This is a genomic window from Pseudomonas sp. FGI182 (genome assembly GCF_000511325.1).
GTDB lineage: Bacteria > Pseudomonadota > Gammaproteobacteria > Pseudomonadales > Pseudomonadaceae > Aquipseudomonas > Aquipseudomonas putida_Z.
Genome location: NZ_CP007012.1, coordinates 1,420,327 through 1,435,567, shown reverse-complemented (window position 1 = coordinate 1,435,567; position 15,241 = coordinate 1,420,327). Strand labels below are relative to the sequence as shown.

The window sequence follows — 15,241 nt, the reverse complement described above, 5'->3', positions numbered from 1 at the left end:
GCCAGTACAGTTTCGAGGCCTGCACAATACCTGTAGGAGCGGCCTTGTGTCGCGATGGGGCGCGAAGCGGCCCCAACCATCTCAAATCAAAGCACCGCCTTCGGATAAGAGCCCAGCACCTTCAGCGCCACAGCCTCCTGGCTGATCTGCTCGAGCACCGCCTTGATCAGCGGGTCGCGGTGGTGGCCGACGAAGTCGATGAAGAACACGTAGGTCCACTTGCCGCTGCGCGATGGGCGGGTCTCGATGCGGGTCAGGTCGATGCCGTTCTGGTGGAACGGTACCAGCAGCTCGTGCAAGGCACCCGGCTTGTTGCTCATCGAAACGATGATCGAGGTCTTGTCGTCGCCGGTCGGCGGCACTTCCTGGCTGCCGATCATCAGGAAGCGCGTGGAATTGTCCGGGCGGTCTTCGATCTTTTCGGCCAGGCGAGTCAAACCGTACAGGTTGGCCGCCATGTCGCCAGCGATCGCCGCCGAGTTCCACTCGCCCTTGACCCGCTTGGCCGCCTCGGCATTGCTCGACACGGCCACGCGCTCCACGTTCGGGTAGTGCGCGTCCAGCCACTTGCGGCACTGGGCCAGCGACTGGGCGTGGGAGTAGATGCGGGTGATGCTGTCGGTCTTGGTGTTCTCGCCCACCAGCAGGTGGTGGTGGATGCGCAGCTCGACCTCGCCGCAAATCACCATGTCGTGCTCGAGGAAGCTGTCCAGGGTGTGGCTGACCGCGCCTTCGGTGGAGTTTTCCACCGGCACCACGCCGAAGTTGACGGCACCGGCCGCCACTTCGCGGAACACTTCGTCGATGGCCGCCATCGGCCGGCTGATCACCGCGTGGCCGAAGTGCTTCATGGCCGCGGCCTGGGTGAAGGTGCCTTCAGGGCCGAGGTAGGCGATTTTCAGCGGCTCTTCCAGGGCCAGGCACGACGACATGATTTCGCGGAACAGTCGCGCCATCTCTTCGTTGTCCAGCGGGCCCTTGTTGCGCTCCATCACGCGCTTGAGCACGGCGGCTTCACGCTCGGGGCGGTAGAACACCGGCTTTTCGCCTTCCGCCAGCGAGGCGGTCTTGACCTTGGCCACTTCCTGGGCGCAACGGGCGCGCTCGCTGATCAGCTCGAGGATCTTCTCGTCGAGGCTGTCGATGCGAACGCGCAGCGCCTTCAGTTCGTGCTCGGACATCAGCCGTGCTCCTTCTCGAATTCGGTCATGTAGGCCACCAGGGCTTCGACTGCTTCAAGACCCAGGGCGTTGTAGATGGAGGCGCGCATGCCGCCTACCGAACGGTGGCCTTTGAGGTTGAGCAGGCCACGGGCATCGGCGCCGGCGAGGAAGGCCTTGTCCAGGCGCTCGTCAGCCAGGCGGAACGGCACGTTCATCCACGAACGGGCGTTGTGGCTGATCGGGTTGGTGTAGAACTCGCTGCTGTCGATGAAACCGTACAGGCGGTCTTTCTTGGCGCGGTTGCGCTGCTCCATGGCATCGACGCCACCCTGCTCTTTCAGCCATTCGAACACCAGGCCCGAGAGGTACCAGGAGTAGGTGGCCGGGGTGTTGTACATCGAGCCGTTGTCGGCCGAGACCTTGTAGTCGAGCATGGTCGGGCAGCTGCTGCGGGCGCGGCCCAGCAGGTCTTCGCGCACGATCACCACGACCAGGCCGCTCGGGCCGATGTTCTTCTGCGCGCCAGCGTAGATCAGGCCGTACTGCGACACGTCGATCGGGCGCGAGAGGATGTCGGACGACATGTCGACCACCAGGGGTACGTCACCGGTTTCCGGCACCCAGTCGAACTGCAGGCCACCGATGGTCTCGTTGGACGCATAGTGCACGTAGGCAGCGTTCTTGGTCAGCTTCCACTCGTTCTGGCCCGGGATGGCCAGGTAATCGTAGGGCTTGGCGCTGGCGGCGACGTTGACGTTGCCGAAGCGGCGCCCTTCCTCGATGGCCTTTTTCGACCAGATGCCGGTTTCGATGTAGTCGGCGGTGCCGTTTTCCGGCAGCAGGTTCAGCGGGATTTCGGCGAACTGCTGGCTGGCGCCGCCCTGCAGGAACAGCACCTTGTAGTTGGAGGGGACGGACAGCAGGTCACGCAGGTCCTGCTCGGCCTTTTCGGCGATGGCCACGTAATCGTCGCTGCGATGGCTCATTTCCATCACCGACAAGCCCTTGCCACGCCAATCCAGCATCTCGGCCTGGGCGCGCTGCAGAACAGCGTCAGGAAGCGCGGCAGGGCCTGCGCAGAAGTTAAAGGCTCGTTTGCTCACATCCACTCTCGCTCTGCCAAATGGTACAAAATCGTTTCTTGCAGGCCACTCACTGCTCTTTGTAGGAGCGGCCTTGTGTCGCGATAGGGCCGCAAAGCGGCCCCCAGCTTTTTGCAGCGCCGCTGAAATCCTGGGGCTGCTGTGCAGCCCTTTCGCGACACAAGGCCGCTCCTACAAAAAGCTCGCCCCACCAAAGGGAGGTTCAGCATTGCCTGCTGTAATCAGTCAAACGGGGCGACCTTGGTCGCCCCGTTCGGGTTTTACGCTTGCTTACTCCTGCGGGGCCTCTTCGGCACCAGCAGCTTCTTCGTTGTCTGGCGCTTCAGCCTCGACGCCCTCTTCGTCCGTCTCGATCACATCATCGAGTTCGTCCTCGGAAGGCTCCTGGATACGCTCCAGGCCCACCAGCGTCTCGTCGGTAGCCAGCTTGATCAACGTCACGCCCTGGGTGTTACGGCCCAGGCTGGACACTTCGCCAACGCGGGTACGCACCAGCGTGCCCTGGTCGGAGATCAGCATGATCTCTTCGCCTTCCTGCACCTGGATGGCGCCGATCAGCAGGCCGTTGCGCCCCTTGGTACCCATGGCGATCACGCCCTGGCCACCACGGCCGCGACGCGGGAACTTGGACAGCGGTGTGCGCTTGCCGAAGCCACGCTCGGAGGCGGTGAGGATCTGCGCGCCGGATTCCGGGATCAGCATGGAGATGATCTGCTGGCCCTTGCCCAGCTTCATGCCGCGCACGCCACGGGCGTTACGGCCCATCTCGCGCACCACGCTTTCAGCGAAGCGGATCACCTTGCCGGCGTCGGAGAACATCATGACTTCCTTGGCACCGTCGGTGATGGCCGCGGCGATCAGGGTGTCACCTTCCTTCAGCTTCAGGGCGATCAGGCCGTTGGAGCGCGGACGGGCGAATTGCACCAGCGGGGTCTTCTTCACGGTACCCGAAGCGGTGGCCATGAAGATGTAGGCGCCAGTCGGCTCGGCCACCCACTCAGGGGTGTCGCCGTCTTCCTCGTCCGCTTCCTCGGCCTCGACCACTTCGCCTTCGAGCACGGTGTCTTCCGCGTCCTCCAGCTCTTCGTCGGCGTCAGCGTTCTGCTGCAGGGCCTCGAGGTCGATCTGCAGCATGGCGGTGATGCGCTCACCTTCCTCCAGCGGCAACAGGTTGACCAGCGGGCGGCCGCGGGCGGCGCGGGACGCTTCAGGGATGTCGTAGGTCTTCAGCCAGTACACCTTGCCCTTGCTGGAGAACAGCAGCAGGGTGGCATGGCTGTTGGCAACCAGCAGGTGCTCGACGTAGTCCTCGTCCTTCACCCCGGTAGCCGACTTGCCTTTGCCGCCACGGCGCTGGGCCTGGTAGGCGGACAGCGGCTGGGTCTTGGCGTAGCCGCCGTGGGAGATGGTCACCACGCGCTCTTCTTCCGGGATCATGTCGCCGTAGTTGAGGTCGTGGCGCGCATCGAGGATTTCGGTACGGCGGGCATCGCCATATTCGGCGCGGATGGCTTCCAGCTCTTCGCGGATCACTTCCATCAGGCGCTCGGCGCTGCTGAGGATGCGGATCAGTTCGCCGATCTGCTCGAGGATTTCCTGGTACTCGGCCAGCAGCTTCTCGTGCTCCAGGCCGGTCAGGCGGTGCAAGCGCAGGTCGAGAATGGCCTGGGCCTGTTCCGGCGAAAGGTAGTACTTGCCTTCACGCAGGCCGTACTGCTCCGGCAGGTCCTCGGGGCGGCAGGAATCGGCGCCGGCGCGCTCGACCATGACCTGCACGGCACTGGATTCCCAGGCAGTGGAGATCAGGGCTTCCTTGGCCTCGGACGGGGTCGGCGAGGCCTTGATCAGGGCGATGACCGGGTCGATGTTGGACAGCGCGACCGCCTGGCCTTCGAGGATATGGCCGCGTTCGCGGGCCTTGCGCAGCTCGAACACGGTACGGCGGGTCACCACTTCACGGCGGTGACGCACGAACGCTTCGAGCAGGTCCTTGAGGTTGAGCAGGCGCGGACGGCCGTCGACCAGGGCCACCACGTTGATGCCGAATACGCTCTGCAGCTGGGTTTGCTGGTAGAGGTTGTTGAGCACCACCTCCGGCACCTCGCCGCGACGCAGCTCGATGACGATGCGCATGCCGTCCTTGTCGGACTCGTCGCGCAGCTCGGTAATGCCTTCGATCTTCTTCTCTTTGACCAGCTCGGCGATCTTCTCGATCAGGCGAGCCTTGTTCAGCTGGTACGGCAGCTCGGTAACCACGATCTGCTGGCGGCCACCGACCTTGTCGATGTCTTCGATCTCGGAGCGGGCACGCATGTAGATGCGACCACGGCCGGTACGATAGGCCTCGATGATGCCCTGGCGGCCGTTGATCAGGCCGGCAGTCGGGAAGTCCGGGCCAGGGATGTGCTGCATCAGCTCATCGATGGTGACTTCGGGGTTGTCGATGAGTGCCAGGCAGCCATCGATGACCTCGCCGAGGTTGTGCGGCGGGATGTTGGTCGCCATGCCCACGGCAATACCGCTGGAACCGTTGACCAGCAGGTTGGGAATACGGGTCGGCATGACCGCCGGGATCTGCTCGGTGCCGTCGTAGTTGGGCACCCAGTCGACGGTCTCCTTGTGCAGGTCGGCCAGCAGCTCGTGGGCCAGCTTGGCCATGCGCACTTCGGTGTATCGCATGGCTGCGGCGTTGTCGCCGTCCACCGAACCGAAGTTGCCCTGGCCGTCGACCAGCAGGTAGCGCAGCGAGAACGGCTGGGCCATACGCACGATGGTGTCGTAGACCGCGGTGTCGCCGTGCGGGTGGTACTTACCGATCACGTCACCGACCACACGGGCGGATTTCTTGTACGGCTTGTTCCAGTCGTTGCCCAGTTCGCTCATCGCATAGAGAACGCGACGATGCACGGGCTTCAAGCCGTCACGCGCATCGGGCAGCGCTCGCCCGACAATCACGCTCATCGCGTAGTCGAGGTAAGACTGTCTCAGTTCGTCTTCGATATTGACCGGGAGGATTTCTTTGGCCAGTTCGCCCATGAGAAGCCTGATTCCTTTTTCTGGTGAAACTTCGCAGCTCCATCAAGGGCCGAACGAAGCTCGCCGCCGCAGCGCATAAGGGTGCGACGACTTACGACAAATCAATGAGTTGTGCCATGGATCTGCGCAATGAAGGCCGCCGTGGTGGGCGGTCTTGGAAACTGCCGGATGTTATCACAAAGGCAGGGGCGGTGGGGAGATGTGGCAGGTGGCCTCACACGAGGTTGAATCTGGATTTTTTATAGCCTGTGCCGGCCTCTTCGCGGGTAAACCCGCTCCCACAGGTACACCACCGCCCTCAGGCCTTGTGCTATCCCTGTGGGAGCGGGTTTACCCGCGAAGAGGCCGGCACAGGCGCCACGAATATCAGTGCAGGCGCTTGCGGCAGATCAATTGTGCCAGCTTGGCGGCATCCGGCCGCTCGACGATGCCGCGCTCGGTCACGATCACGTCGATCAGGTCGGCCGGTGTCACGTCGAACACCGGGTTGAACACCTCGACATCCGGCGCCACGCGGGTACCGCCAATGTCCAGCAACTCGTCGGCAGCGCGCTCTTCCAGCGGGATGTCCTCGCCCGTGGCCAGGTTCAGGTCGATGCTGGTGCTCGGCGCCACCACCATGAAACGTACGCCGTGATGCATGGCGCTGACCGCCAGCTGATAGGTGCCGATCTTGCTGGCCACATCGCCATTGGCGGCGATGCAGTCCGCGCCCACCACCACCCAGGTGATGCCCTTGCTTTTCATCAGATGGGCCAGCGCCGAGTCGGCGCACAGGGTCACTGGAATGCCCTCGTTGGCCAGCTCCCAGGCAGTCAGGCGCGAACCATGCAGCCAGGGGCGGGTCTCGCCGGCATACACCCGCTCGACCATGCCCTCCAGGTAACCGGCGCGGATCACCCCCAGCGCGGTGCCGAAACCTCCACAGGCCAGGGCGCCGGCGTTGCCGTAGGTGAGCAGGGTCTGGGCGTTGCCCTGGTGGCGGCGGATCAGCTCGATACCGTGCTGGGCCATGGTCAGGTTGGCTTCCCGGTCGCTTTCGTGGATGGCCACCGCTTCGGCCTCCAGCGCCGCCAGCACGCCTTCATCCGGACGCAGGCGCTGCAGGCGCTCACGCATGCGGTTCAGCGCCCAGAACAGGTTGGCGGCGGTAGGGCGCGCTTCAGCCAAGACAAGGAAGTCTTCTTCCAGGTCCATTTCCCAGTCGCCACCCTCGGCCAGCCGCTCCTCCAGGGCCAGCACCAGGCCATAGGCCGCGGCAATGCCGATGGCCGAGGCGCCGCGCACGGCCATGTCGCGGATCGCCGCCGCCACCTGCGCGACATTGTCGCAGGCCAGCCAGCGCTCTTCCGACGGCAGCAGGCGCTGGTCGAGCAGGTGCAAGACGCCGCCCTGCCAGCGGATCCCGGTCACCTTCTCCGCCGCCAAAAGTCGCTCGCGCATCGCCTCTCCCCGTCGTTCGGATATCAAAAGCCGGCGATTATAGCGACCCTCGGGGCCGAGCGCTCGGGTATACTCCGGCGCAATTTTGCGAAGTTTCAGAGGACTGTTCTAATGAGCAACGTCGACCGCGCCGAAATCGCCAAGTTCGAAGCGCTGGCCCACCGCTGGTGGGACCGCGAAAGCGAGTTCAAGCCGCTGCACGAAATCAACCCGCTGCGCGTCAACTGGATCGACGAGCGCGCCAGCCTCGCCGGCAAGAAAGTGCTGGACGTGGGTTGCGGCGGCGGCATCCTCAGCGAGGCGATGGCCCTGCGCGGCGCCACGGTCACCGGCATCGACATGGGCGAAGCGCCACTGGCCGTGGCCCAGCTGCACCAGCTGGAGTCGGGCGTGCAGGTGGAATACCGGCAGATCACCGCCGAAGCCCTGGCCGAGGAAATGCCTGAACAGTTCGACGTGGTCACCTGCCTGGAAATGCTCGAGCACGTGCCCGACCCGTCTTCGGTCATCCGCGCCTGCTACCGCATGGTCAAGCCTGGCGGCCAGGTGTTCTTCTCCACCATCAACCGCAACCCCAAGGCCTACCTGCTGGCCATCGTCGGCGCCGAGTACATCCTGAAGATGCTGCCGCGCGGCACCCACGACTTCAAGAAGTTCATCCGCCCGTCCGAGCTGGGCGCCTGGAGCCGCGTTGCCGGCCTGCAGGTGAAGGACATCATCGGCCTGACCTACAACCCGCTGACCAAGCACTACAAGCTCAGCAGCGACGTCGACGTCAACTACATGATCCAGACCCTGCGCGAGGAATAAGCATGCGTTTGCGAGCAGTACTCTTCGACATGGACGGCACCTTGCTCGACACGGCGCCGGACTTCATCGCCATCTGCCAGGCCATGCTCGCCGAGCGCGGCCTGCCGGCCGTCGATGACAAGCTGATCCGCGACGTGATCTCGGGCGGCGCCCGGGCGATGGTCGCCGCGACCTTCGCCATCAGCCCGGAGGCCGAAGGCTTCGAGGCCCTGCGCCTGGAGTTCCTCGAGCGCTACCAGCGCGACTGCGCGGTGCACAGCAAGCTGTTCGACGGCATGGCCGAGCTGCTGGCCGACATCGAGAAAGGCAACCTGCTGTGGGGCGTGGTCACCAACAAGCCGGTGCGCTTCGCCGAGCCGATCATGCAGCAACTGGGCCTGGCCGAGCGTTCGGCGCTGCTGATCTGCCCGGACCACGTCAAGAACAGCAAGCCCGACCCCGAGCCGCTGATCCTCGCCTGCAAGACCCTGGGCCTGGACCCGGCCAGCGTACTGTTCGTCGGCGACGACCTGCGCGACATCGAGTCTGGCCGCGACGCCGGCACCCGCACGGCGGCGGTGCGCTACGGCTATATTCATCCAGAGGACAACCCCAACAACTGGGGCGCCGATGTGGTGGTGGACCACCCGCTGGAACTGCGCAAAGTGATCGACAGCGCGCTGTGCGGCTGCTGAGTTGCAACGGCTGACGACGGACCCTGTGGGAGCGGGCACGCCCGCGAAGCAGGCACTGAGGTGGATGGCACCGGCTTTGCCGGTGTTCGCGGGCACGCCCGCTCCCACAAGGGTATGTGTCGCGGCATAAATAGGGAATACAAAATGTTCGACTACACCGCCCGCCCCGACCTGCTGCAAGGTCGGGTCATCCTGGTTACCGGTGCCGGCCGCGGCATCGGCGCCGCTGCCGCCAAGGCCTACGCTGCGCTGGGTGCCACCGTACTGCTGCTGGGCAAGACCGAGGCCAACCTGAACGAGGTCTACGACCAGATCGAAGCCGCCGGGCACCCGCAACCGGTGGTGATACCGTTCAACCTGGAAACCGCCCTGCCCCACCAGTACGACGAACTGGCGGTGATGATCGAAGACCAGTTCGGTCGCCTCGACGGCCTGCTGAACAACGCTTCGATCATCGGCCCGCGCACGCCGCTGGAGCAGCTGTCGGGTGACAACTTCATGCGCGTGATGCACATCAACGTCGATGCCACCTTCATGCTCACCAGCACCCTGCTGCCGCTGCTGAAGCTGTCGGAAGACGCTTCGGTGGTGTTCACCAGCAGCAGCGTCGGGCGCAAGGGCCGGGCCTACTGGGGCGCCTATGGCGTGTCCAAGTTCGCCACCGAGGGCCTGATGCAAACCCTGGCCGATGAACTGGAAGGCGTGGCACCGGTGCGCTCCAACAGCATCAACCCGGGTGCCACGCGCACGGCGATGCGGGCGCAGGCCTACCCTAGCGAAAACCCGCAGAACAACCCGCTGCCGGAAGAGATCATGCCGGTGTACCTGTACCTGATGGGGCCGGACAGCAAAGGGGTGAATGGGCAGGCGTTCAACGCCCAGTAAGGCTTGGAATTGCCGGGGCTGCTTTGCAGCCCATCGCGACACAAGGCCGCTCCTACAGGGGATCGCATACCCATGTAGGAGCGGCCTTGTGTCGCGATGGGCCGCATGGCGGCCCCCGGCCCTACCCCGCTGCCAACACCGGGCGCATGCGCCCCTGCTGGCGCCCTTCCAGCTGCATGCACCGTTCCAGGAACAGGTACATGCAGTCATAACTCTTGCAAATCGCCTTGCGCAGTTCATTGCGCAGCCCCAGGGTCGGGTTCTCGCCGGCCAGGGTGCAGATGATCTCCAGTGCCTCCCACGGGTGCGCGTCGTCATACTGGGCATGCATCTTCAGCCACTTCATCGCCCGCTTGCGCTGATCCTCCGGGAAGCCCAGCGCATAGGTGTCGGTGGAGCACACCACCGCCGACCATTCACCGGTCGCACCTTCGATGGCGTAGTTGGTCGCCGCCATGGAAATGGCCAGGTTCTCGGTGGCGCACACGCGCCAGCACCAGTCATTCAGGCCGTTCAGCTCTGGCGGCACTTCCTGGGCCTGCAGCTCGTGCAGGTGCACGCCATGCGCCTGGCACCAGTTCACCCAGTAGTCGGCATGGTTGAGCTCGACACGGATGTTGCGCATCAGCCAGCGCCGCGCCATGTCTTCGCCCTGGTGACGGCCATAGCGGGTCTTGGTCAGGTTGTGGGCCATGTACAGCGAAAACTGCTCCACCACCGGCCAGCCACCGATCAGGTACTGGCGAATGGTCGATTGCTTCAGCTGGCCATCGCGCAGGCGCGCGTAGAACTCATGCTCGACTACCCGGCGCTTGCTCTCGCGGCAGTCTTCAATCAGTTGCTGGGCCCATTGGGGGTAGCTGGCGGGATCCATCAAAGGCCCGATACGAACGAATGCGTCAATCACTTTCAGCTCCTTGATCCTTGTGATTTCTAGCTAGCGAAACGTGCCAGGTGCCCGCTGCAACAGAGGCCGGGCGGCGATCCGTTGGCGCTGCAGACTGTCACAGGTGAACACCTGAGGGCGTTCGATGAGATAGCCCTGGGCGTAATCCACGCCAATTTCCTGCAAGGCCTGCTCGATCAAGGGTGTTTCGACGAATTCGGCAATGGTGCGCTTACCCATTACGTGACCGATGTGGTTGATGACCTCGACCATGGCCCGGTTGACCGGGTCGTCGAGCATGTCCTTGACGAAACTCCCGTCGATCTTCAGGTAATCCACGGGCAAATGCTTGAGATAGGCGAACGACGACATGCCGGCGCAGAAATCATCGAGCGAGAAGCGACAACCCAGCCCCTTCAACTCGTTGATGAAGCGGATGGCGCTGCCAAGGTTGGCTATGGCGCTGGTTTCGGTGATTTCGAAACAGATCATTCGCGGCGGAATGGCGTATTCGACGAACAGGCGTTGCAGGTATTCGAGGAACTTGTCATCGCCAATGCTCGACCCCGACAGGTTGATCGCACAGATCGACAGCGGCCCCTCGCGCCCTTCGTCCAGGCACTGGCGGATGACCAGGAACACATTGCGCACCACCCAGCGGTCCAGCGCGGTCATCAGGCCGTAGCGCTCGGCCGCCGGGATGAAGCTGCTGGGCAGAATGGTACGCCCGCTTTCGTCGTGCAGGCGTAGCAGGATCTCGATATGGCCGGGGCCTTCGAAGGTTTTCAGCGGGGCGATTTCCTGGGCGTACAGGCAGAAGCGGTTTTCTTCCAGGGCCACGTGCAAGCGCTGGATCCAGGCCATTTCGCCAAAGCGCATGGACAGCTCGCTGTCGTCGGCATGGTACACCTGCACGCGGTTGCGGCCCTTTTCCTTGGCCATGTAGCAGGCCATGTCGGCGGCGCGCAGCGAGGTTTCGAGGGTGCCGGGGGACTGGGCCATGTGTACCAGGCCGACGCTGACGGTGGTGACGAACGGCCGCCCTTTCCAAACGAAATGCAGGCTCTGCACCAGCTGGCGCAGCTGCTCGGCAATGCGCTCGGCCTGGTCGGGCGGGCAGTTTTCCAGCAGCACGCCGAATTCATCACCACCCAGCCGGGCCAGGGTATCGCCTTCGCGCAGGCCGGACTGCAGCACGGCACAGATGTGCCGCAGCAGCTCGTCGCCAGCGGCATGCCCGCAGGTATCGTTGACCAGCTTGAACTGGTCGAGGTCGAGGAACATCAGCGAATGCCGCCCGGCCTGGCGCGCCAGGTCATTGAGCGCCTGCTCCAGGCGGTATTCGAACTCGCGGCGGTTGGCCAGGCCGGTCAAGGCATCGTGGGTCGCCTGCCAGGACAGGTTGGCGATGTACTGGCGCTCCTGGGTCATGTCGTGCAGCACCAGCACGATGCCGCTGACCTGGCCGTCATTGACGATCGGCGAACCGACCAGGTTGACCGACACGGTGCTACCGTCCAGGCGCTGGATCAGCCGGGCATGTTCGGCGCCACCCTTGAGGCTGCCGCTGAGCACCTGTTCGACCAGGCTGCGGCCCTCTTCCTCGGCCTGCTCGTCCACCAGGCTGAACAGCGCCGACAGCGGCAGGCCCTGGGCATGGCCGGCCTGCCAGTGGGTCAGTTGCTCGGCGGCGGGGTTCATGTAGCCGATACTGCCCTCCACGTCAGCGGTAATCACCGCATCGCCAATGGCCTGCAGGGTGATCTGCGCCCGCTCCTTTTCTTCCTGCAGGGCGCTGGCAAAGGCCTGACGCTGGGCCAACAGCTTGCTGGAGCGGCGCCAGGCAATGGCAATCAGGAACATCGCGGTCAGCAGGTTGGTGATCAGCAGCACCCGCAGCAGCATGCGCGAGCCCTCGCCCAAGGCATCGCTGAACGCCTTGGCGGCCGGGGTTACCCCTTCGTTGATGGTGACGATGCGCGCCTTCCAGTCACTGACCGTGCGGGCGTCGACCGGGCCAGCGGCGAAGCTGCTGCGCATTTCCATGGCCAGCATATCCAGCTTGCCCAGGTAGTCGTCGCCGATGTCCCAGTAGTCGATGGCCGTCTGCATGTAGCTGACGTTGCGAAAGTTGCGGTAGAACCAGATGATCCGCTCGACATCGTCGGGGTGGTTGCCACCTTGCAGCACGGCCTGGCGCGCGGCGTCCAGGTCGGGGCTGGGCTGGTCCAGCACTTCGCGCAGCTGGTGGTCGCCCTGGGGCACGGTGATGGCTTGGCGATAGCGATGGTAGGTGCTGTCGTCGCGGGTTTCGGCGTACAGGTTGAGGTAGTAGATGGCGTCTTTCTGCGCCTTGGACCAAAGGCTTTCGCCCGCTACATAGGCACGCACGGCCGAGAGCGTATAAAGGCTGAGGCTGCCCAAGGCTACCTGGAAGACCACAACGGCGATGAAGGGCCAGGTGATGCCGAGCAACTTTGGCGCTTCTAGAGTGCGATGTCCCTTCATGGAGTCCCTGTCACAGAGCAGATAAGGCGCAAATCAACCCAGACAAGCACAGCGTAGGCCATTTGCCATCCCGGCGGTTGGGTTTTTTATGCCAGGCTCAACGCCATTTTCGATTACGTCGACGCGCTTTTTGTAGGAGCGGCCTTGTGTCGCGATCGGGCCGCAAAGCGGCCCCAGGTTTTTTGCATCACCGCTGATATCCAGGGGCCGCTTTGCGGCCCGATCGCGACACAAGGCCGCTCCTACATACACAGCGCACTTGCTTGTGGGGATCAGCTCTGCTGCAGGTGCCCGTAAAGCTTGGCATACAACCCACCCTCGGCAATCAGCTGCTGATGGTCGCCATCCTCGGCCACGTGCCCGCCGTCGAACACCAGCACCCGGTCGGCCTGTTTCACCGCCGACAGGCGGTGGGCAATGATCAGTGTGGTGCGGCCGCTGAGGAAGTGCGCCAGGGCCTGGTGCAGGTTGTATTCGGTGGCGGCATCCAGGGCCGAGGTGGCTTCGTCGAGGATCACCACCTTGGGTTCGGCCAGCACCATGCGGGCAATGGCCAGGCGCTGGCGCTGGCCACCGGACAAGCGCACGCCGGAGCGCCCCACCACACTGTCCAGGCCCTGGGGCAGGGCGGCGATGGTGGCATCCAGCTGGGCAATGCGCAGCGCCTGCCAGCAGGCCTCGTCGCTGCAGTCACGACCCATGGTCAGGTTGGCGCGCACGGTGTCGTTGAACAACGACGGGTGCTGCAATACCACCGCGACGTTTTCACGCAGGGTTTCCAGGCCGATTTCCTGCAGGCTGGCACCGCCAAAGCGGATGGTGCCGGCCTGGGCGCTGTAGAGGCCCAGCAACAGCTGTACCAGGGTGCTCTTGCCACCACCGCTGGCACCGACGATCGCCACCTTCTCGCCCGGGGCGATGGACAGGTCGAGGTGCTCGAGCACCGGCTCGTCGGCATAGGCAAAGCGCAGGTCGCGCACTTCGATACCCACCGTCTCGCGGCCGGCGAACGGGTCGCTGGCAGCCGGGTACTGCGGCTCGTCGTCGCGGGCCAGCAGTTCGTTGAGGCGGCTCAGCGCACCGCCGGCGGCGTAGTAGGCGTATTGCAGGTTGAGCAGCTGCTCCACCGGGCCGATCATGAACCACAGGTAGCTGAACACCGCCAGCATCTGGCCGATCGACAGGTCGGAGAACAGCACGGTGAGCATGGCCGCAGCGCGGAAGATATCGATGCCGAACTGGAACAGCAGGCCACTGGCGCGGCCGCTGGCATCGCTCTTCCACTGCGAATCCACGGCGTAGTCACGCACTTCGCGGGCGCGCAGGCCAAGGCGACCGAGGAAGTAGCCCTGGCGGTTGCCGGCGCGGATTTCCTGAATGGCGTCGAGGGTTTCCGCCAGCGCCTGGGTAAAGCGTGCGGTGCTGTCGTTCTCGAGCTTTTTCAGGTGCTTGACGCGCTTGCCCAGCTGCACGGTGAAGTAGATCACCAGCGGGTTGAACAGCAAGATCAGCAAGGCCAGCTGCCAGTGCATCCAGATCAGGATGGCCGCCGTGCCGGTGAGGGTCAGCATGGCCACCAGGAAGCGGCTCAGGGTTTCGCCGACGAACTTGTCGAGGGTGTCCAGGTCGGTGACCAGGTGGGTGGTCACCGTGCCGCTGCCCAGGCTTTCGTATTCCTTCAGCGAGATGCGCTTGAGCCGCTCGATCAGCCGAATGCGCAGGCGGTAGACGATGTCCTTGGCCAGGCCGGCGAACAGCTTGGCCTGGATCACGTTGAACGCCAGGGCGGCCAGGCGCAGACACAGGGTCAGCAGCAACATCAGGCCGATGTAGCCCGCGGCCACCTGCCAGCTGGACGGCAGCAGGTGGTTCATCCACTTCAGCGCGGCATCGCCATGGCCCAGCAGCACTTCGTCCACCAGCAGCGGCAGCAGCAGTGGGATAGGCACGCTGCAGCAGGCCGCCAATACGGCGATGAGGTTGGCAGACCAGAGGTTTTTCTTGTGATGCAGGGCCAGGCGGCGGATTTCCGCCCAGCTCAATCGATCGGCCACAGTGTGAGGTTTGCCCGGTACCGGGTCGGGTGACCCAGGCACATCAAGCACAGGCGGCCTGCTGCAGCCAGCGGCCGAGCAAGGGTTGCAGGCGCTCCAGCGGCTGGTAGCCGTTGGTCAGCAGGGCCAGTTGGCCATTGCGTTCGGCAAGCAAGGTCGGGAAACCGGCGATGCCCAGGTCCTGGGCCCAGCTGAAATCGGCTGCAGTGGCGGCGCGGGTGTCGGCACGGGCGAAGGCCTCGGCGAACACGGCACGGTCGAAGCCTGCCTGTTCGGCCAGGTCGACCAGATGCGGCGCAACGGTCACGTCCACGCCCTGTTCGTAGAACGAACGCTGGATCAGCGCCAGCAGCGGCCAGACGCGCTCGGCGTCCAGTTCGCGGGCGGTGACCAAGGCACGGCAGGCCGGCTCGGTATCGTAGACGAAGCCGTCGGGCATGGCCCCCTCGAAGCGGAACGGTTGGCCGGTGGCATCGGCCACCGCCTGCCAGTGTTCGAGGATGTACTTGCGGGTAGAGCTGTCCAGGGCACTGCCGCCGGTACGCAGCCCGCCCGGCACAAGGCGGGTGGGCACGCCTGCGTCACGCGCCTGGGCGATCAGGGCCGCGGCCACGGGTGCGAAACCCCAGCACCAGGAGCACATCGGGTCCATCACATAGATCAGGCGTGCAGACATGCA

The 15,241-nt window shown here is 64.4% G+C and carries 11 protein-coding genes; 3 read left to right on the top strand and 8 right to left on the bottom strand.

The features are described from left to right. Positions 1 to 86: 86 nt before the first annotated feature. The 4 genes from pheA to mtnA form a co-directional block, all read right to left on the bottom strand. Positions 87 to 1,181, bottom strand: a complete 1,095-nt coding sequence (gene pheA, locus C163_RS06485; protein ID WP_025338102.1) for a prephenate dehydratase — start codon at positions 1,179 to 1,181, stop codon at positions 87 to 89. After that, entirely contained in the window at positions 1,181 to 2,266 is a 1,086-nt protein-coding gene (gene serC, locus C163_RS06480) for a 3-phosphoserine/phosphohydroxythreonine transaminase (RefSeq protein WP_025338101.1), read from the bottom strand. The genes pheA and serC overlap by 1 nt, the downstream gene beginning before the upstream one ends. Before the next feature lie 270 nt (positions 2,267 to 2,536). Continuing rightward, a complete protein-coding gene (gene gyrA, locus C163_RS06475) occupies positions 2,537 to 5,302 on the bottom strand; it encodes a DNA gyrase subunit A (RefSeq protein ID WP_025338100.1) in 2,766 nt (921 codons plus the stop codon). A 366-nt stretch (positions 5,303 to 5,668) separates the two neighbouring features. Further along, positions 5,669 to 6,745: an S-methyl-5-thioribose-1-phosphate isomerase gene (mtnA, locus tag C163_RS06470; protein ID WP_025338099.1), complete on the bottom strand. Its 1,077-nt coding sequence runs from the start codon at positions 6,743 to 6,745 to the stop codon at positions 5,669 to 5,671. A 111-nt stretch (positions 6,746 to 6,856) separates the two neighbouring features. On the opposite strand from mtnA, the gene ubiG reads away from it, so the two are divergent. From ubiG to C163_RS06455, 3 genes are all read left to right on the top strand, one after another. Further along, positions 6,857 to 7,555 carry a bifunctional 2-polyprenyl-6-hydroxyphenol methylase/3-demethylubiquinol 3-O-methyltransferase UbiG gene (gene ubiG / locus C163_RS06465; RefSeq protein ID WP_025338098.1) on the top strand — a complete coding sequence of 233 codons (699 nt, stop codon included), beginning with the start codon at positions 6,857 to 6,859 and terminating at the stop codon, positions 7,553 to 7,555. A gap of 2 nt (positions 7,556 to 7,557) precedes the next feature. Then, positions 7,558 to 8,229, top strand: a complete 672-nt coding sequence (gene mupP, locus C163_RS06460; protein WP_025338097.1) for an N-acetylmuramic acid 6-phosphate phosphatase MupP — start codon at positions 7,558 to 7,560, stop codon at positions 8,227 to 8,229. Between the two features lie 144 nt (positions 8,230 to 8,373). Beyond that, complete coding sequence (locus tag C163_RS06455; RefSeq protein WP_025338096.1) at positions 8,374 to 9,114, top strand: YciK family oxidoreductase; 741 nt, start codon at positions 8,374 to 8,376, stop codon at positions 9,112 to 9,114. 121 nt (positions 9,115 to 9,235) lie between these two features. Here the strand turns inward: C163_RS06455 and C163_RS06450 are convergent, their stop codons facing one another. From C163_RS06450 to C163_RS06435, 4 genes are all read right to left on the bottom strand, one after another. Beyond that, positions 9,236 to 10,021 carry a TenA family transcriptional regulator gene (locus C163_RS06450; protein ID WP_015269299.1) on the bottom strand — a complete coding sequence of 262 codons (786 nt, stop codon included), beginning with the start codon at positions 10,019 to 10,021 and terminating at the stop codon, positions 9,236 to 9,238. Between the two features lie 30 nt (positions 10,022 to 10,051). Continuing rightward, on the bottom strand, positions 10,052 to 12,508 hold the full coding sequence (locus C163_RS06445) for an EAL domain-containing protein (protein WP_025338095.1): 2,457 nt from the start codon (positions 12,506 to 12,508) through the stop codon (positions 10,052 to 10,054). Between the two features lie 272 nt (positions 12,509 to 12,780). After that, positions 12,781 to 14,613: an ABC transporter ATP-binding protein gene (locus tag C163_RS06440; protein WP_025338094.1), complete on the bottom strand. Its 1,833-nt coding sequence runs from the start codon at positions 14,611 to 14,613 to the stop codon at positions 12,781 to 12,783. After that, on the bottom strand, positions 14,606 to 15,238 hold the full coding sequence (locus tag C163_RS06435) for a DsbA family protein (RefSeq protein WP_025338093.1): 633 nt from the start codon (positions 15,236 to 15,238) through the stop codon (positions 14,606 to 14,608). Before C163_RS06435 ends, C163_RS06440 begins: the two co-directional genes overlap by 8 nt. Positions 15,239 to 15,241: the final 3 nt, after the last annotated feature.

Coding starts and splice junctions, on each gene's coding strand:
- pheA (WP_025338102.1), bottom strand. CDS start 1,181: ATGTCCGAGCACGAACTGAAGGCGCTGCGCGTTCGCATCGACAGCCTC.
- gyrA (WP_025338100.1), bottom strand. CDS start 5,302: ATGGGCGAACTGGCCAAAGAAATCCTCCCGGTCAATATCGAAGACGAA.
- mtnA (WP_025338099.1), bottom strand. CDS start 6,745: ATGCGCGAGCGACTTTTGGCGGCGGAGAAGGTGACCGGGATCCGCTGG.
- ubiG (WP_025338098.1), top strand. CDS start 6,857: ATGAGCAACGTCGACCGCGCCGAAATCGCCAAGTTCGAAGCGCTGGCC.
- mupP (WP_025338097.1), top strand. CDS start 7,558: ATGCGTTTGCGAGCAGTACTCTTCGACATGGACGGCACCTTGCTCGAC.
- C163_RS06455 (WP_025338096.1), top strand. CDS start 8,374: ATGTTCGACTACACCGCCCGCCCCGACCTGCTGCAAGGTCGGGTCATC.
- C163_RS06445 (WP_025338095.1), bottom strand. CDS start 12,508: ATGAAGGGACATCGCACTCTAGAAGCGCCAAAGTTGCTCGGCATCACC.
- C163_RS06435 (WP_025338093.1), bottom strand. CDS start 15,238: ATGTCTGCACGCCTGATCTATGTGATGGACCCGATGTGCTCCTGGTGC.